At 56.0% G+C, this 22,911-nt stretch carries 17 protein-coding genes; 9 read left to right on the top strand and 8 right to left on the bottom strand.

Annotated elements, in window-relative coordinates:
* The first annotated feature begins 97 nt into the window (after positions 1-97).
* Together HLUCCO03_RS17700 and HLUCCO03_RS17695 are read left to right on the top strand one after the other, a co-directional pair.
* Entirely contained in the window at positions 98-955 is an 858-nt protein-coding gene (locus HLUCCO03_RS17700) for a hypothetical protein (protein ID WP_027831543.1), read from the top strand.
* Positions 956-1,645: 690 nt separating this feature from the next.
* Positions 1,646-3,682, top strand: a complete 2,037-nt coding sequence (locus HLUCCO03_RS17695; RefSeq protein ID WP_292016761.1) for a DEAD/DEAH box helicase — start codon at positions 1,646-1,648, stop codon at positions 3,680-3,682.
* A 33-nt stretch (positions 3,683-3,715) separates the two neighbouring features.
* On the opposite strand, the gene HLUCCO03_RS17690 is transcribed toward HLUCCO03_RS17695, so the two are convergent.
* The 5 genes from HLUCCO03_RS17690 to HLUCCO03_RS17670 form a co-directional block, all read right to left on the bottom strand.
* Positions 3,716-4,867, bottom strand: a complete 1,152-nt coding sequence (locus tag HLUCCO03_RS17690; protein WP_051603817.1) for a hypothetical protein — start codon at positions 4,865-4,867, stop codon at positions 3,716-3,718.
* 196 nt (positions 4,868-5,063) lie between these two features.
* Positions 5,064-5,189, bottom strand: coding sequence for a hypothetical protein (locus HLUCCO03_RS17685; protein ID WP_292016760.1), 126 nt, complete (start codon positions 5,187-5,189; stop codon positions 5,064-5,066).
* 33 nt (positions 5,190-5,222) lie between these two features.
* Entirely contained in the window at positions 5,223-5,849 is a 627-nt protein-coding gene (locus HLUCCO03_RS17680; protein WP_155939910.1) for a hypothetical protein, read from the bottom strand.
* A gap of 93 nt (positions 5,850-5,942) precedes the next feature.
* Positions 5,943-6,188: a hypothetical protein gene (locus HLUCCO03_RS17675; RefSeq protein ID WP_027831545.1), complete on the bottom strand. Its 246-nt coding sequence runs from the start codon at positions 6,186-6,188 to the stop codon at positions 5,943-5,945.
* Between the two features lie 22 nt (positions 6,189-6,210).
* Positions 6,211-6,336 carry a hypothetical protein gene (locus HLUCCO03_RS17670; RefSeq protein ID WP_292016759.1) on the bottom strand — a complete coding sequence of 42 codons (126 nt, stop codon included), beginning with the start codon at positions 6,334-6,336 and terminating at the stop codon, positions 6,211-6,213.
* A gap of 78 nt (positions 6,337-6,414) precedes the next feature.
* Between HLUCCO03_RS17670 and HLUCCO03_RS17665 the strand changes: the two genes are divergently transcribed.
* Positions 6,415-6,879 carry an antitoxin Xre/MbcA/ParS toxin-binding domain-containing protein gene (locus tag HLUCCO03_RS17665; RefSeq protein ID WP_051603818.1) on the top strand — a complete coding sequence of 155 codons (465 nt, stop codon included), beginning with the start codon at positions 6,415-6,417 and terminating at the stop codon, positions 6,877-6,879.
* Positions 6,880-7,229: 350 nt separating this feature from the next.
* A complete protein-coding gene (locus HLUCCO03_RS17660) occupies positions 7,230-8,087 on the top strand; it encodes a hypothetical protein (protein WP_027831546.1) in 858 nt (285 codons plus the stop codon).
* On the opposite strand, the gene HLUCCO03_RS17655 is transcribed toward HLUCCO03_RS17660, so the two are convergent.
* Positions 8,069-13,555 (bottom strand): hypothetical protein, encoded by a 5,487-nt coding sequence (locus HLUCCO03_RS17655; RefSeq protein ID WP_292016758.1) that lies wholly within the window; start codon positions 13,553-13,555, stop codon positions 8,069-8,071. The two genes, HLUCCO03_RS17660 and HLUCCO03_RS17655, sit on opposite strands and share 19 nt — an antisense overlap.
* Positions 13,556-14,167: 612 nt before the next feature.
* Between HLUCCO03_RS17655 and HLUCCO03_RS17650 the strand changes: the two genes are divergently transcribed.
* Genes HLUCCO03_RS17650 through HLUCCO03_RS17640 form a run of 3 tightly spaced genes read left to right on the top strand, consistent with a single transcriptional unit; the run spans position 14,168 to position 18,711 of the window.
* Positions 14,168-14,917 carry a CLCA_X family protein gene (locus HLUCCO03_RS17650; RefSeq protein WP_027831551.1) on the top strand — a complete coding sequence of 250 codons (750 nt, stop codon included), beginning with the start codon at positions 14,168-14,170 and terminating at the stop codon, positions 14,915-14,917.
* A gap of 39 nt (positions 14,918-14,956) precedes the next feature.
* Positions 14,957-16,078, top strand: coding sequence for a DNA repair exonuclease (locus HLUCCO03_RS17645; protein WP_027831552.1), 1,122 nt, complete (start codon positions 14,957-14,959; stop codon positions 16,076-16,078).
* Positions 16,075-18,711 carry an AAA family ATPase gene (locus HLUCCO03_RS17640; RefSeq protein WP_292016757.1) on the top strand — a complete coding sequence of 879 codons (2,637 nt, stop codon included), beginning with the start codon at positions 16,075-16,077 and terminating at the stop codon, positions 18,709-18,711. Before HLUCCO03_RS17645 ends, HLUCCO03_RS17640 begins: the two co-directional genes overlap by 4 nt.
* A gap of 83 nt (positions 18,712-18,794) precedes the next feature.
* Here the strand turns inward: HLUCCO03_RS17640 and HLUCCO03_RS17635 are convergent, their stop codons facing one another.
* Positions 18,795-18,983 (bottom strand): DUF2892 domain-containing protein, encoded by a 189-nt coding sequence (locus HLUCCO03_RS17635; protein ID WP_027831553.1) that lies wholly within the window; start codon positions 18,981-18,983, stop codon positions 18,795-18,797.
* A 118-nt stretch (positions 18,984-19,101) separates the two neighbouring features.
* Here HLUCCO03_RS17635 and HLUCCO03_RS17630 point away from each other — a divergent pair, with 118 nt between their 5' ends.
* Together HLUCCO03_RS17630 and HLUCCO03_RS17625 are read left to right on the top strand one after the other, a co-directional pair.
* Entirely contained in the window at positions 19,102-19,722 is a 621-nt protein-coding gene (locus HLUCCO03_RS17630) for a Crp/Fnr family transcriptional regulator (RefSeq protein WP_027831554.1), read from the top strand.
* A gap of 212 nt (positions 19,723-19,934) precedes the next feature.
* A complete protein-coding gene (locus HLUCCO03_RS17625) occupies positions 19,935-20,312 on the top strand; it encodes a fibronectin type III domain-containing protein (protein WP_292016756.1) in 378 nt (125 codons plus the stop codon).
* A 24-nt stretch (positions 20,313-20,336) separates the two neighbouring features.
* On the opposite strand, the gene HLUCCO03_RS17620 is transcribed toward HLUCCO03_RS17625, so the two are convergent.
* The gene (locus HLUCCO03_RS17620; RefSeq protein WP_027831556.1) at positions 20,337-22,904 is read right to left on the bottom strand and encodes a CHASE2 domain-containing protein; all 2,568 of its coding nucleotides are present in this window, start codon (positions 22,902-22,904) and stop codon (positions 20,337-20,339) included.
* Between the last annotated feature and the right edge of the window lie 7 nt (positions 22,905-22,911).

Below are 22,911 nucleotides of genomic sequence, written 5' to 3'. Positions count from 1 at the left end.
AAAGTTTTGATTGAAATTTAAGCATTAGCATAACGCCGACCTTGAGGACTCGGTTGACGGCCCGACTGGGATAAGAAACTTTACAGGATCAGACGCTATGACCAATCAGAACGCCTATGGAACTCTCGATACTTCAATCCTCGTACTGCATCCATCGAGTGCACCACATGTAATCAGCACTGCTGGAGCATTGGAATTCGAAGGTGAAACAGCCCTGGTGTTACCGGCGCAAAAGCAGCTAAAAGACAAGATGGTGAAAGTCCTCAACGAATTCGTAAGTTTTCGAAAAACACCCGGTATTGCGGTCGAAGCTCGCTTAAGGATTGAATCTCAGCAGCGAACTGAATTTCCCGCTACCCATGTTATCAGGCTTGAAGGATCAGGAGTTACGTCCGACGAGGTGATGGTGTTTCGGGCCGCTGCACAACTCATACTAAGCTCACTGGTTTCGCAGCGATCTTTTGGTGAGCAGGAGATGGAGCATGTTCTCACGGAAGATGAGAAGTTTTACTTGAACGAGCTAGGGAGTGGCGTTGCCGCCAAGTTTGCAGGTAAGTCGATTCCCCAGGGTTTTATCGTGAGGTTAGGTATCAACGACCGTCACGGGATAAACGTCCACGGCAATATGCAGCTATTGGCCTTGAAGCAAAGTGCGCACGGCACTATTGAGGGAGTTGGCAGGCCGATAGGCTTCGATGAACAGAAAAGCAGTGCAACTCTCTGGTTCAGAAAGGCTGCTAACGACGACGATGAGTCGCCAAACGCGGGGAAACTCGAGGTTTTATGCCACAACTTGGATTTTCTCCGCGTATTAGCTGGAGCGTACGCGAACCGCAACCAGGTCGAGTTCAAAGCGCTCAGGCAGCCTGAGGCGAGAAAAAAGAAATCAGTCATCACGCTTTTGGAGTTGAGGGAGGTGGCAGCCAATGACCCGGATCAATTTCAGCTCGAGTGAATTGCTTCGGATTCTCGTAAGGGCGACAGCGGTCCTGTCCGCGGGCAGTAAGCTGCTGCACTAGAAATGTAGGCCTACACTAACTAAAGACCGTCATGAAGGGGAGCCGGCAGCCGGTTTTGCCAGAACCAGCCCGAGCAAGCGATTGGTTGAAATGTGACGTTCCGACGCTAGATGAAGAGAGCCCAGTCAGTTCACTGGATATTCACAAGTGTCCGCGCCGGGCTATGGATGTTCTTAATAAAATTGAGGGTTTTTGAGCTCAGCCAGGTCCGACCTTCAAAAGGTTCAGTGAAGTAAAGGCCGCCAGGTTACACTATTACTGAACCGGCCGATTGCACAGGGTAGGAGGCACGTATCCGAATAGAAGACGAACTCTCGGCCATTGCACTGAAGCTATCCGAGCTTGAGAGGGAAAAGGCTGTCCTTCTTTCCCGAAGGAGCGAGCTTTATGCCACTGCGCAGCGATCCACAACAACGCAGCTGACACCTGATCAAAAAGCCGAACTGTTCCGGAACCTCTTTCGCGGAAGACGGGATGTTTATGCGTTCCGTTGGCAGGGATCCGGAGGCCGTTCCGGCTATGCGGTCGCCTGTGAGAATGAGTGGGTTCCGGGGATTTGTCAGAAACCCCGAATCAAATGTGGGGAGTGCCCGCATAAAAAGTTCAAGCCCCTGGATTTCAATGCCGTGTATGATCATTTGTCCGGCAAGCATGTGGCTGGGTTATATCCGTTGTTGCGGGACAGTTCTTGTTATCTATTGGCCGTCGATTTTGATAAGGAGGACTGGCGGGCAGACGTTCGTGCGCTGGCAGAGGCTTGTCGTGATGAAGACATTCCTTACCTTGTAGAGATCTCCCGGTCCGGTGCTGGTGCCCATCTATGGATCTTTTTTTCGGTCGCCGTTCCGGCTTGGTCCGCGAGGGCTTTGGGTTTCAAACTGCTGGATAAGGCGATGGAACGCCACCCTGGCTTGTCTTTTGATTCCTACGACCGTTTATTCCCCAACCAGGATACGATGCCTGAGGGTGGCTTTGGCAATTTAATTGCCCTTCCGCTTCAACACGAGGCGAGAAGTCGTGGATGTACGGTGTTTGTCGATGATGAGCTGAATCCGCATCCGGATCAGTGGGCGCTGCTCAGTCGGCAAGAGACCGTTTCGCCGGACGCGCTTCGAGAGATGGTTGGTAAAGAGCCTGATTCCGATGCTGCAGCGCCAGTTGCGTTACCGTGGGAGCAATCCTTGCCAGTCGAGACGGGGTTGATTGCAGGATGTCCCGAGAGCATAACTCTCACCCTAGCCAATCACATTTATATGAAGTTGTCAGACATACCGGGACAACTGGCTGCACGAATAAAGCGCATGGCGAGCTTTGCCAATCCCGTGTTTTTCAAAACCCAAGCACTTCGTTTCTCAACTCACTGCATCCCTCGCTACATATCCTCTGCCCGGATTGAGCAAGGTTATCTCTCGGTGCCAAGAGGCTGCTTTGATGAGCTTCAGGCATTGTTGCGGGAGCAGGGGATAACGGTAGAAATCGATGACCGCAGAACCCGGGGCCAGCTGCTGAGCGGAATCAGCCTGAAGGCAACGTTGCGCGGTGAACAGAAGAAGGCTGTCAAGGCACTCGCCCATCATGACACCGGAATACTTCATGCTCCGACCGCTTTCGGTAAAACCGTAACCGCCATTGGCATTGTGACCAGGCGGCAGGTCAACACGCTGATCCTCACTCACAGTCGTCAGTTACTTGATCAATGGAAGGAGTGCTTGGAAACGTTCATTGAGGGCGCATCCGTGGGCGTGATTGGCGGAGGCAAAAAGAAACCGACCGAGCAGATCGACGTTGCCACCTATCAGAGCCTGATCAACAAGAAAGACAATACGGTCTCGAGCCTGGTCCGGCAATATGGCCAGGTTATCATTGATGAATGCCACCATATTTCGGCGCCCCGTTACGAGATGCTGCTTAACGAAGTCAGCGCCCGATATGTTGTAGGCCTTACCGCAACGCCTGACCGTCAGGATGGTCACCAAAAAATCATGTTTATGGTTGCCGGACCCGTTCGTCACAAAGTTGCAGCTGAACATGGTTCCAAGTTTGTCCAACGCGTCGTCGTTCGGGAGCGTCACGAAACGCCGCCCACTGACCTCTCTCAGGGTGGTGAACGGCCTCACATAGCGTCAGTTTACCGCTGGCTTGCTGAGACTAACGCCCGGAATCAGGACATTGTTCAGGATGTCGTACGCTGTGTGCAAAGTCAGGCAAACTGCCTTCTGCTCACGGAACGACGAGAGCATGCTGAGACGCTGGCATCGCTGCTGGAAGCTGAATCCGTATCGTCGCTGGTGTTGCGTGGCGGGATGCGCGTCAGAGAACGCCGAGCTGCGGAAGCAAGGTTACACGAAGCCCAGGTTATCGTTGCAACCGGAAAATACATTGGAGAAGGGTTTGACTTGCCTCGACTGGACACCTTGTTCTTAGCCCTGCCCATCGCCTGGAAGGGAACGCTGTCGCAGTACGCAGGCAGGATCCACCGGGATGCCGATGGCAAGCAGGAAGTCACTGTCTATGACTACCTGGACACCGGCTTGCCCATGCTTGAGCGTATGTTCCGAAAGCGGGAGAAAGGCTACAAGGCGATGGGGTATCAGTTTGCCTCTTCTGGGCAAGAAAAGTTGCTAAAGATTTTAATTCATCGTTGTACCTTGCCCGGTAGCTGATGCCAGAGAGCGGCTTCTTTCTGGATTGAAACGTCATGTCTGGCGCTCAGTCGGGTCTTGTGCGAAAGCCTCAGCCACCCAGATTTTGAAATCCATGTCCTCGAATACCCAGACCCCTTTCTCGACCGGTGCCAGGAACTCTCCCCGAAGACGATTCAGCGCATTCTGGATTGTGTGCGTTGCCACCGCAGACTCTGACATCCCCAGCCAGGTGGCAATGAACCGGCGGGCTTCCTCTTGGTAGGGACCGGCAATGTCCTGCGCAATGACGGCCAGGATGGCTTGCTCGATGGGCTTAAGCTGGGACCAGGTTTTCTCGTACTCATCGGCATCACTGGTGAACTGCCGATACCGTTCGGTCGCGGAGGTGATGTCTGTTTCGCCGGAGAGCACCATCCCTTCGATGACGGCTCGAAAGTCTCGCGGGACCCTGTTCAGGGTAAGGAAAGCGTTCCAGGCGTTGTTGTAGCTCAGGGTCCGGGCCGTGGCCCGATCAAAAGCATCAAGCATGTGTTTGACGAATCCTGAGCCCAGCTCTGGCAAGTCGATCTGGGACGACGATCGAAACAGTGGCGCTTTCCGTCGATTGAACAGGCGATACAGGCCATCCCGGGAAGAGCCGGTATAGACGACATAGAGCTTATCCCGGTTCTCATCCAGCAGGGTCCTAAGGAAAAACACCAGGGGTTCGAAGGCACGGTCTGTGGCCAGATGCTGGACTTCATCCAGGCAAAGCAGAATCTTCCTTTTCCCTTTCAGTAAGGTCTCAAATCGACTGCGAAGCTGACTCAGGTCATCCTCCTGCGGCGGGATATTCTGACCAGAGACCTCGGCCGAGGCTTTCGCCGTCCCATCAATTCCGACCTCGCCACCCAGCTTCAAAGCCCCGAGGTGGGAATTCGCCCAGCGACGGCGCTCCAGCCAGGTCATTTCTCCGATGCTCCTTTCAAGACCTTTTTTGAGACAGGTAACGGGATTCCTGGGGTTGTCCCAGAAGCTCACATAGATGGGCCGGTAGCCCTGTTCATGCGCTTCCGGGATAAGGTCAAAGAGGATGAATTCCGTCTTGCCCATGCGCCGGGGCGCAAAAAGTGTCAGGGTGTTGGAGACACCGCTGGCGAAGGTTGACAGAAACTGATCTGTCAGTTCGCGGCGGGGAAAGTGCCAGTCCACATGTGCGTTCATAAAGCGCCTCGGCGGCCAGTAGTCGAGATTAGTAAATAAACCACTATGTTAGTAGAGTAAATTACTAAAGGCTACTAAAGGCGCCCTGCCTGCTGGCTTGTGCGATCTGCTCGGTCCCCGGGGTCTTACCTCAGCGGTGGTTGAAACCTTTGGAGCCACTTGGTCGTTATTGAAGTGGTGGCTGAGCCTGATAACGTCAGGGTTTCAGTTTCCTTTTTGCCCAAGCCTCCAGAACATCGGCTTTCCAGTAGCCAATGATGCCAATTGTAGAGAGGGCTAAAACAAAGCCTCCATAGCCGATAAGGGCTGCCATCATGTCCATATCGCTCCAGAATATTTATGAACTCTAAGAGAATTATATCTGCCCCGAGATATCCCTGGCGAGCCTCTCCACTTCTACTGGCTCATGCCCTGAGGCAAGCCATTCCTGAGGGCTTAGGCAGCGATTGTCGAGTGGCAGATCGCAGTGTTTACTGGTCATAAAACGGTTGATGGTGAGTGCGCTTACTTTTGGATCAATGTGCTTCAGGATCCTCTGAAGATCCGGCAGGAGACCTTGTTCTGTGAATTGCCAGCCTGGAAATAGCAGAACTCCATTGGGTGCTTTGAATGCGTGTAGGCCTGGGTGCTTCTTCGTGAGAAGCTGGAGAGCAGCCTCTTTTGACACGGAAAGCCGTTGCGCGACCTCGTTGAGGGTGAGCGCCTGCTGAATCATGGTACGAAGTTCGTCCTGGATTTGTTGAATTTGATGGTGGATGAGTTCGTCACGAGTGTGCCCGAGAGCGTCGCCGAACCGGACGCCACCGCTCTCAAGGATGTCCCTCTCTTCAGGTGTCAGTGGCCGGCGCGCAGTGCGCGGCGTAGTATTTGTTTCCGGGATTGTCGGACCGTTACTCATGGTGTCACCGGACAGCACGTATTTCCGATAATCCCTGCCCACGTTCGCTGCTAGTTGTCTCCGCATATCTTCGTCTGATACCACGCTTTACCACCTCCTTCCGGTGCGATCTTTGAGTCAGCCCCAAATCCTGTTGTCAACATATTATAGGATGCTGTGCCCGGACTTCTGGAGCGTTCACTCCTTCAAATCTTTCGGTGGTTGATCCCGATCGGCCATGAAATCGTCGGTCACGCGCTCCTCCGGCTCAAACCAATCATCCCAGACCGGCTCCAGGGGCCGCTCGTAGCGTTTTACGGAGCCTTTCAGCCGTTCCAAGGGTGTGAGCTCCTGCGAAAGCGGTTGCGCCAGTTCGTCGGCGTGGGCAGCGTGGGCATTGAGGTCTTGTAGGAGTACGTGTTCAGTCATCGGTTTTTCGGCCATAGCTCCTCCTTTGGAAGCACTGTCACTTTTTGTCCATTTTGCGTTCACTGAGTTCCAGTCGGCGTGACCAGAGGCACCAAACGGTCATCAGCCCGGCACCAGAAATGCCGATCGCCATCGCGGTGAGTATCCCGATCTCGAGGTCCATGATTTATCCTCATGAGAAGTGGTACTGAATATTGTAGGCTAAGGGTTGTGTTAGTCATCCTGTCCATACGGTGAAGTCATGCCCAAGTACATCAGTCACACGCCTTACTTTGCCCTCGTGGCTGAGCGCCCGCAAGAAACTCTCTTTTCTCGCGACATGCCTGAAGATGTGCTCTCGAACCCTGTGACTTTTGTTCAGTGGGCTCGCAGGGGTATACCCGGTAGCTGGTTGGCCTCTCTAGTGGGTAAGACCGGCTTGGAAAATGAGATTGCGACAGCACTTGGCATGACTTCACACCAACTACGTGCGGCCTGCCAGGCGGATGCTTTGGATGCCAGAACGTCAGAAATCGTGCTCGATTTGGCAAGGGTACTATCTTACTGCGCATCTGTGTGGGAATCGCGTGGTCAGGCCGTGGAATGGCTGAGTCATCCGGTACATGCTTTTGCTGATCAGGTTCCCATGAGTTTGCTGGATACCTTTGAGGGTAGACGGTGGCTCATGGAAGTGCTTTACAAAATTGAGCAGGGCGATTTCAGCTGAGCTGACACTATGTGACTCGTATGTCCACAGCCGATCTCTCTTCTGAAATATGTGTAAGTCAACTAACTCCTCGAAAATCTAGCCACTGTTACCGAAAAGTGCGCAAAAAACCCCGCTTTACTGCAAACCTGCCTTATTCAATTCTGAAACAATATGTCTGAGGGTGCCCTTGGTTTACCTCGGCAAATCACGGGTGTCGCCGAAATGGCCCGACTTTAGGCTTCTCGCCAAAATTCCGGTCTGAGCTGGTTTAAGGCTCTGATGGAAATTCAGGCGTTAGCTTAACGCCAACTGTGCACAGACAGGTGGCGGTCGGGCTGGGATCAGAAAATTGTAAAGGGCTAACTGTTATGACCAACCAGAAATCCTGCCAGACTCTCGATGCTGCCATCCTGGTGCTACACCCATTAAGCGCGCCCAGCGTGGTTCATTCAGGCGGTGCGCTAGAGTTTGAAGAGGAGGGTGCGCTGGTTTTGCCGTCGCAGAAACAATTGAAAGACACCATGGTTCGGGTTCTCAATGATTTTGTGAGCTTCCGAAAAACACCTGCAATCGCAGTCGAGTCTCGGTTGCGGGTTGAACCCCAGGACGGTACTGAATATCCCGCAACCCATGTCATCCGGCTCGTTGGATCTGGGACGACACCAGCCGAGGTCATGGTCTTTCGAGCGGCTGCACAGGTTATTCTCACGGCATTGGTTTCACAGCGATCATTTGGTGAGCAGGAGACCGACCATGTTCTCACGGAAGAGGAAAAACTGTTTTTGAACGAGCTCGGAGGCGACGTTGCCGCGAAGTTTGCGAGTAAATCGATTACCCAGGGTTTTGTGGTGAGGTTCGGTGCCACCGATCTTCATGGGATAACCGTGCAGGGCGTAATGCCGCCATTGGCGTTGGAGCAAAGTGCGCACGGCACTATTGAGGGCGTGGGCAGACCGCTGGGGTTTGATGAACAAAAAAGTACGGCAATATTTTGGTTTTCAAAGGCGGCAAATGATGGCGGTAAGGTGCCCTATAAAGGGCGCCTCGAGATTGTCTGTCATAACCTGGATTTCCTGCGCACGGTCGCGCGAGCGTTTGCGAACCGAAACCTGCTCGAGTTCAAGGCGATCAGCCAGCCCGAGCCGAAAAAAAAGAAACCGGTTATCACGCTGCTGGAGTTAAGGGAGGTCGCGGCAAATGATCAGGATCAGTTTAAGCTCGAGTAAATTGGCTGGGAGTCGGCTAAAGGCTGCATTGGCCCTTTCCGCGGGCAGTAAGCGGCGGCTATAGCGATGTAAGCCAGAACCAATTCAAGACCGTCGTGAAGAGGGCCAATAGCCGGTTTTGCTAGAACCAGACCAGCGTAGGATCGCGCCCGTCCAAAGGTTTTGCTGTGGTCTTCATTGAACGTATCCAATTGAGTCGTAACACCAGCTGCCGGGGCGAATTGCGCTTCGAGCAGTAAATTCTGAGCGCGTGGGACAGCGCTGGGCGGACTTTTTATCATCACCATGAAAGAGGTTTCCGGTAGCTCGAAGCTGTCGACAACAAGGCGAAGGAGGTATGACTCCTTCGGTAGGTTCATGAGCAAATGGCCATTTCTGCCGACGAGGTTTGAGGCCTGATCCAATGAGGGTAGAGGCCGAGAGTTGGCCAGTTGGTTTCTGGGCGGCAGTTTTTCAGCCAATTCCAGCAGTCGTGGCCAGACGCCAGAGGGTCGGGATTTAAGAAGAAAACGCGGTAGAGACTGACCATAGACATACGCCTTCTTACCCTGTTCAGGATCGAATACCTTGAATCGAATGCCCGCATTGATTCGGTCGACCAGGGTTTCAACGTCTGTCAATTCCCCGGGCTCAAAACGCAACAGGTGCTCAATCCGGTTTGTAGGATATCCAAGTGCCATAAGTCGTAAAGCCTCGATCACGATCGCAGGCGTCAGTTCTGCTTTTTGGGAGAAGATCGTTTGCAAAACATCTTGATCCGGCAGAGATACAATAGCCCAGTCGTTGGTGTTAATTGCCTTTGCAATGGAGCTGGCATAGTGGGATTTGACCGGGGTGAGCGTATCGGCCCACTCTGTGAGGAGGTGATTGTAGGAGCGGAACTGCGTGCGTGGGCTCTGATGTCCCAGTGCCCGGCCGATTGCCATCGCACCGCGACGTGATGGCTGCTCATGTTGTCCCAGCATGATATGTATGATGGCTTCTCGATCAATGGATTTGCACAAATTGGCAGCCAGTGGTGTATGAATCCCAAACAACGCAGTGGTCAATACGTTACAGAATGCATGCCTTGCCTGATGCAGGCTCGTTCTTGGATTGCCAGTGGCCAGTTTGAGCGCCTTCGCAATGTCGGTGGGAATTGAGCGAGCAAAGGGTGTGAGCGTCCCGTCGTTAGCCCCTAATATTGGCTTATTGGTGGCATCTGCAAACCGGGTTGTATAACGAGTCAGTGTCGTTTCAATCAGTGTCTGTTCGATCGCGTCCAACTGGAACAGTAGGGGTATCGCACGCCGGCTGTTTGTGGTGTTTTTTAAGGACCGAATAGCATTGCTCTGAACCAGTACCCAGGTCAGTTTTCCGGATTGGCACCAATCGGAGCGCAGCAAGCCCAAGGCCTCCTGGGCCCGAAGGCCGAATCGGAAGGCAAGAAAAAGAACAAAGGCAGCTTGCCTGCCACGATCCGGGTCTTCCGAATCAGCGCGTAGCAGTATCCGAAGCGCGTCCAAATATTCATCTTCTGAAAACAGCCAGGGGCGAACTGATCGGCGTGCTCCGCCCAGATCGAGCTCATCCCAGTCCGGAGTCGACACACCACGCTCCCCAGCCCAGTCAAAAAATTCGATGAGACGGGCGGAAAAGTAGTCCAGGTCCTTCTGTTTTTCCGCATGCCGGGAGAGCATTCTCGCGCACAGCTCGGTGACATCCTCATCGGTCATGATCATTAGATCGGCGTTATAGGCCAGGCCACCGAAAGACGGGGCCAGTGCACTCAGGTAACGTTTTATTGAGCTGGCTGCATAGGGTTTGTGGGTACGATTGGGTCTTCCTTTGCCTCTGCGGACCAGATGGGCGATCCAGTAACCGAGCATTAAAACGGCACTGCTGACCCCGTGGGCATTGGATTTACAGTGCCGCTCGATTTTCCTGGCACTCTCCTGTGAGGAGCTTTTTGTGTAACGATTCAGAATGTCATGCAACGCCCGGAAAAACGCCTTGGATGAATCGTAGAAGGCATTGGGGTAGCTGGCGGAGGCCATTGCTGGGATGTTTGGTAAAGCTTCCGGCGCCGAAATTGGGGGGCGTGTGTCACTTCCCGGTATTTGATAACGGCGGCCTTCGGTAAGCCGCAGGTAATCGTACAAACAGACGCTTGTCGGAGGGTTTCGTTCGCTCAGGGCGCCGGCGACTATGCCAGGAAAATCGACCAGGTTGGCCTGCTCCACAAGTCGGTGTAACGACTTGAGTACCTCGGCAAGCGTCAGGTCTGCTTGTCTCTTCCAGTGTTCAGGTCCAAAAGTTTTCAGGGTATGCTGAAGTGATCGCAGTGGCTTGGGGCAAGGCGTTCGAGTGAGATCCTTTGTGTCCTTTATGCCCGATCCTCTCGCCAACAGTCGGGCAGTGGTATGGTCGATTTCATGGCGTTGAACGGGCTGATCGAAGTTATCAGGCTCCAGTGCCTCACTGTACTCGAGGTACACACGTCGTTTGTGTTGGATCACTCGGTAATTCAGTCCCTGAACCAGGTCTGACAGAAACTGCGGATAGGATATTCGTTTTTCGATGGCGAGAAAGGCGACAGCAAGCGCCAGCCCATCGGACTTTGACAGTCGCCTCTGGCGGAGGGCGTGTCTGGTTTCGCTCGCCCAGCGCTGAAGTTCAGGCATCACTTGCAGTGCCCGGGGGCAGGAGCTGCGGAACAGTGAACGCTCCGTCCCCAGACGGGCCAGCCGGTGGCGGACAAATTGCCGTGCCTGTGGCCCCGAACTCTCCAACCATTGAATCAGCACTTCCATACGGACGGCAGCGCGGGGATGGGGTAGCCCGTTCTCGCGTAAGAGCATGCCTTTCACCACACCATCAACATACGTTTGGGTGAGCTGCTCATCCCCGTTGGGTGGATTAGCTTTAAGAATCAAATCGAGATCCTTGCGGGCCAATGCGCGAGCCTGATCCCGGGCCTGCAACCGCTCCATGTGACGCTTCGCTTGACCGAAATGCGTCGGCTCACGGTAGTTGTCTGTCTGGCTCCGGGGTTGAACCTGGATTTCGCCGTAGGTTGTCTCGGGTAGTTGAATCAAGAAACCCAATCGGTCAAAGCAGTCATTCAATGTCTGGTGATATCGCTCAGCATCCTCCTTCCAGCACCGTGGTGAATGATCGCTGTAGGTGATTGCCCCTCGTTCACCGTGTCCCATCCAGCCGTCAATGACTTCAGGATTGACACCACATCGTGCTAACTGCTGGGCAAATCGGTGCCGGAACAGGTTTTGGGGAAGAGGCCATTGGAATAGCCCGGCGCCCTGCACGGTTCCGTCATTCAGTGGATGCCATAAGCCAGAAGAGTCCAGGAAGAAAAACAATGGTAGCGAACTGGATGTGCCTTGCAGTACCTGGTCGATACGACCAGAAAGCTCCGCGTCTTGATTTGCCAGACCCTTCTGGAGATGGCGGAGGTGTTCACAGTACGTACTAACAAGCGCTCTGGCTCCATCGGCCAGGGGCACCATTCGGCCGCTGTGAAGACCGTCTTCGGTTTTGTCATTAATAAAGACCGCAGGAGGCTCATCACAAAAATGGCTGAGAGATTCAAAGGGCTCGGAAAGGTGGCGGCATCCCGTGGCGGCATAGAGCGCGGTGACCGTGTATTGCACCAGAGTGTTGTGGAATGTGACCGAATCCCCCTTGGTGCTGTCCAAGAGACTTCTGGTGCCTTCTTGAACTCCCTCAATCAGTACCGATTCGAGCGGCGCTAGGAGGCTGCCGAGCAGGTTAACCCGTTCATCGCTCGTAGATGAGTGCTTGAGCGGCAGCGCAAACCCATTCTGCACTTGCCGGATATCCCAATTGGCATAGCCGCAGGCTGCTGGAAGGGCGCTGCGAGGGTGGGCGGAGATCAGTCGCGCTAGAGAATGGTCGCCTTGTTCGTCAAAAACCCGTTGAGGTTGGGCATTGGCGAGTTTGGCGCTGGAGAGCCTGGGAAAATGCTGACGTGCATGTTGTCTGAACCAGGTTTGCAGGGTATGCGGGCAAGTCCGCCCCCATAATCGCCGCAGTGACGAGCTCTCTTGATACGACTGAGTCGCTTGCCGAAGTATTTCCTGGATCCGATCGGGCAGGGCAGTACATAAAGATTTCTCAAATGGCTCAATGAGGATCTCACCTGCTTTATCGGGAGTCCAGGAACTATGGCGCCTAGGTGTTTGGCGATGGGCTGATTCAAAGTCACTGGAGAGGCTCCACTCCGCCTGAGCGTCATCGGTGATCTGGAACTCCAATACAAACTCCAAAGATCGCCCAAAGTGAAGCGCCAGCCATACCAGGGCTGCGCCGAGTTGTTCCGGAAGTTCATCGTGAGCAAGGGTGCTTGTTAGCCACTGCTCAAGAAGGTACGTTTCCGGGGGAAGCGGCTTGTCCCATGACCATGGCAGATAATGCGATAGCTCTGCCGTTTGCAGCAGAATGCTTCGGCCGGATAGTTGTTGCTGTTCTGGAGTCTCTTGCGGGTTGACGTCGAACAGGATCAGCTGCTCAGGCCCTTCTTCACCGGCAGGGCTGCCCTCGCTGTCTGAAAGAGCCAGAACTTGGGGTGCTCCAATTTGCTTGTCGAGGGTGAGGGACGGGTCTCTACTCTTAAATAGCCCGCTGAAAGAGGATTCGGACAAGCGTTCTGTTCGGTGAGTTAGGATTGGGTTTCGTTGACCTTCGGCTACCTTTTGTAGGGAATTTAGTAACAGACGTTGTTTGCGTTGGGTTGGCTCTGAATATAGAGGCAGCAATTGTATGGCAGAGTGCCGTATCGCAAGGGAGAACTGTCCGTAGGAATAACGATCTGACGGGCAATTCTGCAAAGACATCGCAAGGACTGAGTCAATAGCTCTCCATTTATCGTCCTGCCCGTATAAACAGAGTGCGCTGGCAACCTGTCGTATTTCGTTGTCGTGGTAACAGGAATGCTCGACCGACCGTTCAAGGGCCTGCACGACGAGCCAAATTCTCAGAGTTTTGCGGAGGCGGTCCAATGACTCAGAACCGGATAGTGCCAACGGTTGCACGATCATTTCGAGCAGGAAGTGCTGGTGCTTGATATCGGCCCCGGCAGCGCGGAGAATATTCTTGGTATTGGCTCGTGATACGCCTTGGGGAATGCCAGCGAAGGCTGAAGAGATTTGTATTTCTTGGTTGTAGGCCGTGATCAGCTTGTTGAGCTGATAGATGTATGGGTTATCAGTCCATTGGGTAAGTATGGCCTGGGAATCTGAATCGGACAGTTCGCGCGAGAGGTTACCGATAATCGTGAAGTTTTCGGTAAAGCCAAAAGTGAGAGCAATGGCCTCAAAAATCTCGGATACGTCGTGTTGCTTCGCCCAGGTTTTGAGCGTTTCAAAATGGGAGCCAGCATGCCTTACGGTCAAATCGCTGTCGTCCGAGCCTTCAATCCTGTGCCAATGTAGGTGGTCGTCTTTCGCCATTAATGCACCTAGTCTCCGGAGCCTGTTGCTCTTGAAACTCTAATTCATACATCAATTTAAGGCAATTTCCACTAATTTGGCACAAAAAAAGTGGGTAATAAACTTCAGTCTCATAACCGTCGTAGGTTCGAATCCTGCCCCCGCTACCATATTTAGGAAAGGCAGATCAGTAACTTACTGGTCTGCCTTTTTTGCGTTTCGGGTCCGTAAAAAATGCCTGTGTCATCCAGTACCGGCAATGTTACCGAGCCGACGTCCAAACAACTCGATTGGCCGTATCAATAGCATCCAAACCAACCAAACAGGTACCCCATGTCACAACCCGGGCCCAGCAAAGAGTCACAATCCTCGCACCGCCTTCCCTGTCGGGGCTGCCTCCGCGATTGCACCAATTACGCTACCTGCAATGGTACGCCCTGGCGTGCAAGCGCGAGCAGTGGAGCCGCGCACCAGAAGCGCACCCTGTCCTGAGATAGTACAGTCAGTGATTGCCCGGTTCGTGTTGGCCGGGCCCGGGGTTGACCTGCCAGTCGATGCCATCCAGAATGCTGTCTTTATATACAGTATTCAGCGTGGCGCCAGAGATTCAGGCGCCCTGGCGGGAGAGTCATTATGACAGGGCAAGGCCCGGTTTCCTTTGTCACGGTAAGGCGCCAGTTCGAATTCCGCAGCATTGAAGTCGGCCGCTGGGTAACACCCGATGAGCGTGACAGGGCGGCTGGCCGGTTCTATCAGGCGCTGTGTGATCTGATGGCAATTCTCCGGGGGCCGGAAATCCTTATTTCCCTCCGTAGCACTCTGGGCCTGCAATACGGCATCGGTGGCCAGCCCGGCGTGGCGGCCCACTATATCCCCGCAACCCGGCAACTGGCCCTGGCCAAAAACGCCGGCGCGGGAAGCCTTGCCCATGAATGGTTCCACGCTTTCGACCACTACATGGGCAGCAAGGCGTTCCGCAAACTGGAGAAGCACGGCTTTGCCTCCGCCGGTTGGTTAAGCAGCGCCAGCCAGAAAGAGCACCCCCTGAACCAGCGGTTGAATGCCTGTTTTCAGGCTATCCTGCTGAATGAAAACGGCACCGCCCCCAGTCCATTGTTCCGGGCCTCACAAAAAGCCGATTCAGCCCTGAAGGTGCTTTATTACGCCCGGCCGGAAGAGCTCTGCGCCCGTGCCTTTGAAGCCTTTGTGGAAGATTGCCAGCCCCGGAACAGCTTTCTGGTAAGGGGTACCCTGCACTCTGATGAGGCGAAAGCCGGTCTGTACCCGGAAGGCGCCCAGCGTCAGCGGATCAACGACGCTTTCCTGTATTATTTCCAGGCACTTGGCGCCGCACTGTTTCGGGAACAGGCCAAAGCCGGCTAGAATTGCCCTCGGTTTCGCACTCAATCCAGGGAAAGTGGTATGCCCAAGTTTCTACACACGGCAGACTGGCAAATGGGGCGGGCATTCAGCCGCTTCGAAACAGAGGATGGCGCCGCGCTGGTGGAGGCCCGGTTTGAGGCCATTGAAAAACTCGCACGCCTGGCCAATGAGCACCAGTGTGATGCGGTGCTGGTGGCAGGGGATGTCTTTGACGCACAGACTGTTTCCGACCGCACTATCCGCCGCGTTTTCAACGCCACCAGGGAATTCACCGGCCCCTGGGTAATGCTGCCGGGAAACCATGATGCGGCGCTGGTGGAAAGCGTGTGGACCCGTGCAGAGCGCCTTGGCGCCGTTCCGGGCAACGTTCAACTGGCCCTGGAGCCGGGCGTAATCACCCTGGAAGCCGAGGGCCTGGCCATCCTCTGCGCACCCCTGACGCAACGCAACACCTACAGCGATCTCACTGAAACCTTCAGCAACACCGAAACCCCGGAAAGCCTGTGCCGGGTTGGTCTTGCCCACGGTAGCGTGCAGGGGCTATTGCCCGAGGAGATCGACTCCACCAATCCCATTTTGCCGAACCGTGCAGAAACCGCGCGGCTGGATTACCTGGCCCTGGGCGACTGGCACGGCACCAAGCAGATTGATGAGCGCACCTGGTACAGCGGCACCCCGGAGCCGGAGCGGTTCCGGAACAACGGTGCCGGTTACGCCCTGATCGTCAACCTGCCCGAACCTGGAGCAGTACCGGAGGTAACGGCGGTGGAAACTGCCCGCTACCAGTGGCACCAGTGGCGAGAAACCCTGACCGTCGAATCCGACCTGGATCAGCTGCTGGACAGGCTGCGGGCATTGCCTGAGCCTTCCGTGGTAGATCTTCGCCTGGAAGGCTCCGTGACACTGGCCGGCGAAGAAAAGCTGGTCAACGCGTTGTCCGTGGCTGAGGCGAGATTCCGGAGCATCCAGTGTGATCGCAGCGAGTTACAACTGGCGCCCACCGACGACGATATTGCAGCACTGAAAGCCGATGGCTATGTGGGGGAGGTCATTGAGCAACTGCGAACACGACAGCAGGATGACAACGCGGAGGCAGCGCGGGATGCGCTCGCCATCCTCGCCGGCTTACTGAAAGACCGGAAACAGGAGGCCAGCGAATGAAGCTCCGCAGACTACAGGTGGAGCAGCTTCGCCAGTTCCGTCAGCCGTTCGTACTGGACGACCTGCAGCCGGGCCTTAACCTGATCCACGGCCCCAACGAGTCCGGCAAGAGCACGCTGGTAAGGGCCATTCGCGCCGCCTTCTTCGAACGCTACCGGACCAGCTCGGTGGATGACCTGCGCCCCTGGGGCGATTCCGCTGCCGCGCCAACCATCACCCTGGATTTTGACGCCCGGCACAAGTCCTGGCACCTGGTGAAAAGCTTTCTCCAGCGCAAACGCTGTGACCTGAAGATCGACTCGGACAGCTACAGCGAAGATGAGGCGGAAGAAAAGCTCGCCGAACTCCTTGGCTTCCAGTTCTCCGCCAAGGGCGTCAGCAAACCCGAACACTGGGGTGTACCGGGACTGTTGTGGGTAGAGCAGGGCACCGGGCAGAACATCGAACAGGCGGTGGCCCATGCCGGCGATCACCTGAAATCCGCACTCAACGCGCTGGTGGGCGAAGTAGCCAGCACTGGCGGTGACGAGCTGATCGAACAGGTCAGAGCCCGCTGGAGCGAGCTGTTCACCCCCACCGGTAAACCCCGTGGTGATTACCAGAAACTGGAGAAAGAACGGGAAGAGCATCAGCAGGACATTGACGAACTGCAGGGCCGCGTGCAGAAGTACCAGGAGCAGGTGGACCGGTTGGGCAAACTGGCCCAGGACTTTGAGCGCACAGAGAAGGAACGCCCGTGGGAAGACGCCGAACGCCAGCTTGAACAGGCGAAGGAGCGTTACCGCCAGGTGGAGAAACTGGAGCAGGAACAGGCCAGGGAAAGAGAAAGCCTGGCCCACCTGCAGCGCAACCAGCAACTGTTGCGGCAGAACCGGGCACAGCTGGAGAGCCTGAACAGGAAACTGGAGGCGCGCAGAACGGAGCTTGATAAAGCCCAGCGGGAACTGGACCAGGCCGAGGCGCGCAGCCCGTCCATCACCGGCACCGTCAAGGAAGCAAAAGCCGCCTATGACGCCGCCGTAAAACAGTTGGACCAGGCCCGCCTGCAGGAAACCCGTGCCAGGCTGGAACAGGAAATCCGCAGGCTCGAACAGCAGAACCAGGCGCTGACCGACAACCTGAAAAAAGCCCGGCGGTACCAGCAGGATCTGGAGCAGGCCAGGGAGCAGGCGCGGCAGAACCAGATTGATGCCGATGCCGTGAAAACCCTGAAGAATACCGAGCGCCAACTGAACGACGAAGCCATTCGCTCGCAGACCATCGCAACCCGGCTGACCTGGCAACTGGAACCCGGAGCCAGCCTGGCGCTGAATGACGAAAACTTGCAAGGGCAGGGCGAGAAGCAGCTGCTTGAGGAATCCAGCCTGGCGATTCCGGGCGTTGGTACCCTGGGTATTGCTCCCGGTGGCGAGGACCTGGCCAGTACCCGGCGCAGACTCTCCACCCTTGAACAGGGCCTGGCCGGGCAGATGAAAAGCCTGGGGGTGACATCCACCCAGCAGGCCGAGCAACGGCTTACTGCCTGTGAAGCCGCGGAGCGCACCCTGCAACACACCCGCGAACTACTCAAGTCCGTTGCAGCGGGCGGCATTGATCAGCTCCTGGCGGACCAGAAAGAAATCGACGGGCAACTGCAGACAGCCAAAACCGAACTGCAGAACAGCCCACAGCCGGGCCAGCAACCCCGGGTAACCGACGTTGCTTCCGCCGAAGCCGAGCGTACCAAAGCAGAAACGCGACTGGCCGAAGCCGAGGCGGAAGAGCGCCGGCATCAGACCGACCTGCTGACCCGCCGCCAGACCCGGGACAACGCCAGGGCCGAATGGCAGCAGCTACAGGACGAAGTGCATAACCCGAAGCACCAGGAGCAACTGCAGAAACTGTCAACAGAGCTGGCTGACATCGAGCAGAAGCAGGGGCGCCTGGAAGCCGCCCTTCAAGCCCGTGACCAGGAAATCAGGGAAGCCCATCCGGCCATCCTCAGGCAGGATATCGAACGCTACCAGCGCAGTATCAGCAACCTGCGCCAGGCCCAGGAAGAACGCCAGCGGGAATTGCGGGACATACAGGTAAGGCTGGAAGCCTGGGGGGCCGAAGGCCTGGAAGAACAACTCAACGAGAAAATCGCCGAACTGGAGCAGTGCAACCGCCGGTACCAGGAACTGCACCGCCGCGCCCAGGCCCTGGACCTGCTGCTGACATTGCTGACCGAGAAACGCCAGGCCCTGACCCGCCGCCTGCAGGCGCCGCTGCAAAAACACCTGGACCACTACCTGTCACTGCTGTTCCCGCAAGCCACCCTGGAAGTGGATGAACACCTGAGGCCCGGCACATTCACCCGGGGAACCGAATTGGGGCAGATTGCCGAACTGAGCTTCGGGGCCCGCGAACAAATGGGCCTGATCAGCCGCCTGGCCTATGCCGACCTGCTCCAGGAAGCCGGACGACCAACCCTGGTGATTCTGGACGACACCCTGGTGCACAGTGATACAGACCGCCTGGAAGACATGAAACGCATCCTCTTCGACGCTGCCAACCGGCACCAGATACTACTGTTTACCTGCCATCCGGAGAAGTGGAGTGATCTGGGTGTGGTACCGAGGGATATTCAGGCGATGAAAAAGCAGGGTTAAGGGGAGCCGCGAAGCTTCCAGTGCTCGGATGGCAGCGCCCGTGCGTCAGGGGCTTACCCTGTTGCGCACGGGTGCCGGTTTGCCTACTGCTTTTTGCAGGTCTTGATACCAATCAGCGAGTAAGCCGGGCAGTTACCCATCAGCGCCGTTGCCAGCGGGATGATGCCTATCCAGCCCCAGGCGGTTTGTGGCCCTACGAATACCAGTGCCAGTAATACAACGCCTACGATTGCCCGTATGGTGCGGTCTGCAGTTCCCATGTTTCTGGTCATTTGTCATTCTCCCTTGGTGATGTCAGGTAATGACTCTATGGTAGGGCAGCGTCACCGGCGACTTCAGTGATAAAGTCACATTCAACCCACATTTTGCCAACCGACAGGATCAGGTTTCATGGCCCGCCACAGCATTCTCGACAGTCTGGATGACACCCTGCGCAGGGAAACCCTGGAAAAAGCCCGGGTGATGCAGTTTCCTCCCGGGCAGATTCTGTTCAGTGCCGGGCAGCATTGCCAGGGGTTACCATTGGTTCTGGGTGGCAGGGTCAAGGTGCAGATGACCGGTGTCTCGGGCCACAGCATTGTTCTCTACCGGATGGACGCGGATGATATTTGCACGCTGTCTATCGGTTGCCTGATGACTGGCCGTGCCTATCGCGCCGAGGCGGTTGTCGAGGAAGCTGCGGAGGCAGTGATGATTCCCCGAGGTGTGTTTGACCGGCTGATGGATCAGTCTGCCGGCTTCCGGTTGGGAATTATGGAGTCTTATGGTCGCCGGCTGGACGATCTCATGCTGCTGGTGGAGGAGGTTGCTTTCCGCCGCATGGACAAGCGGCTCGAGGAATGGCTGCTAGGCCGTGCCAAACGCGGGCCGGTAGTGATTACCCACCAGGAACTCGCCGTGGAGCTTGGCACCGCCCGTGAGGTGGTTAGCCGCCTGCTCAAAGAGCTGGAAAGGCGCGATATGGTCCGGTTATCCCGGGGCAGGATCGAGCTTACCGGCCTTATTGCCTGAATCCCTCATACTTTCGTCCCCGATATTCCCTTCCTGTCGACGTATACCGGGCAAAAAATTGCCCGGTTATCAGTAGTTTCCACTAGTTCATTACCATAGCCTGACAGAAAATTGACAATTTTTTAACTGGCATAATGACGTCCTTCACATCGATACTCCCCCGCGTTTTATACAATTTCACAATCTTGACAGTATATTGGTGTTAAAAAGCTATGAAACGCGTCATTAAAATGTCGAGGGCATGGATAGCCGCGTTTTTCATGGGAGTTGTACTCACAGGCTGCGGGGGCGGTTCATCAGACAGTTCTGCCCAGAGCCAGAGTGGTGAGCGTTCCGCATCGCTTAGCTGGAATGCGCCGGCTACCCGGGCAAACGGGGATGGAATCAGAATGGGGGAATTGTCTGGTTATGTGATCAATTATGGCCAGAACCCGGATGAGCTTACCGAGGCCGTTCGCATCGATGACGCCTCCGTGATGGACTACACGGTGGACAATCTGGATCAGGGAACCTGGTATTTCACCATTCAGGTGGAAGATGTTGACGGTCTGGTGAGTGCGCCTTCAGAGCAGGTCAGCAAAACCATCTGACAGGCAGCGGTATCGGCCTTGCAGTTACCCGATATGGTGCGTTACGGGCAGTTTAATGGTAAAGGCCGAGCCTTCCCCCAAACGGGAATACACGTGGATCTCGCCGCGATGCTTCTCCACCACCACGTTTACGAACGAAAGCCCCAGGCCGGTGCCGTGATTACCGGATAGCTCGCTGCTTTTCTGGCGGCGATAGCGGTCAAACAGGTGGGGGAGTTCTTCCAGGGCAATACCTTCCCCTTCGTCGCTGACGGTCAGGCAGGCCTGATGACCAGCCTCGAACACCTGGATATTGATGGTGGAGTCCGGGGGGCTGTACTGCACAGCATTGGTCAGCAGGTTGATGACCGCCCGTTCCAGCAATTCCGCATTGCCCTTCAGCCACAGGTCTTCGGTTCCCTGCAGTATCAGCTGGATGCCTTTCTCCGCCGCCTGCTCGCTCACGCTGTCTCTGGCGTTCTCCACGATGGCCAGGAATTCGCATTCGTAGAAGCGGGTTTCGGTCAACTGCTCTGCCCTGGCCAGCTGCACGAATTCTTCGGCCAGATGATAGCTGCGCCTGGCCAGTCTGCCGAGTTGATCCAGCTGCTCGGGCTCCACCTGGCCCTGGTTTCTTTTCAGTTGCTCAATCAGTGCCAGCTGGGACACCAGTGGGGAGCGTACATCGTGGGAGATGAAGTCGATGGCCTCCCGGTGCTGGCGTTGTTGCTCCCGCAGTTCCGAGATGTCCGATATGTTGGCGATTATGCCGCTCTGGTCGCTGTCGGGCAGGGAGAAGGGCGCAAAGTGGATGAGGAAATCCTTGTTGTGAATGCGCAGGTCTACCGTGCGGCTTTGCGTCAGGGTCAGTGTTTCTGACACGGTTTCGTGCCAGGGCGGGGTTTCTCTCGGGTCGTGACCTTCCAGAAGCCGGGCCAGGGGCATGCCATTGAGGCTGGGCATGGGTTCCCGGAACCATTCCTCGATGTGGCCGTTGGCAAACCGGATGACACCCAGCTCGTCGGTAACGATGATGCCGTCGGGCATGCGCTCGAAGCTGCGGCGTATGAATTTCTGCATCTGGCTCATGCGCTCGGTAGCCAGCCGCACACGTTCAATACGGGCGGATATGTTTTCTCTGGGGCCAGGCCGGCTTGAAGGCGTGTGAATGTCGGTCAGCGGAAGGCGACGCAGGTAGCGCTGGGTGGCTTCACGGCTGAGGTCGTTGGGCAGCTTCAGGCCCAGTTTGTAGGTAAGCCCGCCGCGGGTGAGGCTGATCCAGCTCTGGCCCTCGATATGGACCCACTCACCGGGGTTCGGCAGGGGTGGAATGTCGGATTCATCCAGCCCGTGGGCGGTAATAATGTCATTGCCCTCGGCCAGCAACCAGCCTTCAGGCTGAAACAGGGCCTGGAAGTGGCTGAGCAGCTGAGGCGGATGCCGGCGTGAGGGCTCCTGAAGGGTCATGGTGGGCCCCCGTGCCAGTTCGTCCAGTTGCCGGTTAAGGAAACGGTTGGTCATGGCCAGCCGGAGCGCACTGGATACCGGCAGGGCCAGCAGTGGGATAACGGCAGCATGAGATACCGGCAGCCAGAGGCGGACGTAGAGCAGCAGGAATGCGTGTGCCAGCAGCAGCGTCGCCAGGCATGCCAGGCACAGGAGAATGGTCCGTGCGGGCCTCATCCGGGGCAGGGCAAACGCAAGCATCACGATGATGGTCAGTGCCAGGCCGATGGCGACCGGGGTCGATACCCTGGAAATCAGTTCGTCCTTCACCAGGGCGGAGTAGCTGTTGGCATGAAACTCAACACCCGACATGGGCTGATTGAGCCCGGAGAAAGGCGTGGGAAGGATGTCGCCGAATCCCGGCGCGGTTGCGCCCACGAAGACGGTCTTGCCCTGGAATACCTCCGGTGCCGGAGGGCGTTCCAGTATTTTGGTGTAGGAATAGGAAGGCAGTGCCCCGGCACCACCGGCCATGGGAACTGCCCGGTATTGATGCCGCACGTTGGTGTAGGGCGCGATGTTGTCGGGTTCCTGTACCGGGAGAGCTTTGTCGGAGGCGGCCAGTGCAAGGCTGGGCCATAACTGGTCACCCAGACCGTTCAGAAGATAAATGCCCCTGGCCAGCCCGTCTTCATCCAGTTCCACATGGGCATGGCCCAGTGCTGAAGCGGCTGCAGCGAGTTCCGGAACCGGTAGCTGTTCACTGATCAGGTAATTGCGTGATGGCGGCGACAGATGCAAGGGCAGAATAACGTTGCCATGCTCGCGCATGGCTTGCGCCATCTCCTCATCATCTTTGGACGATTCCGGGAACAGGATGTCGAACACAATGGTTTTTGCGCCGGCTTCGTGGAGCTTCTCGATAAGGCGCGCATGGGTCGTTCGGGGCCAGGGCCAGCGGCCGAGATCGTCCACGCTCAACTCATCGATCGCGACGAGGACAACGTCGTCAGCGGCCTGCGACGGGTTGGCGGTGATAAGGGTGTCGTAGAGCCAGAAATCCAGCCTCTGGGGTATGGAAGTGGTCTGCAGTAGAAGCAGAATGGTCAGAAGTGGCAGGCCCAGAGTCCACGGGGTTATTTTTATTGGAAGCCAGTTCCGGGTCATGAGGCCT

It is taken from the genome of Marinobacter sp. HL-58, from assembly GCF_001314605.1.
GTDB lineage: Bacteria > Pseudomonadota > Gammaproteobacteria > Pseudomonadales > Oleiphilaceae > Marinobacter.
This window is presented reverse-complemented; position numbering and strand designations above follow the sequence as displayed.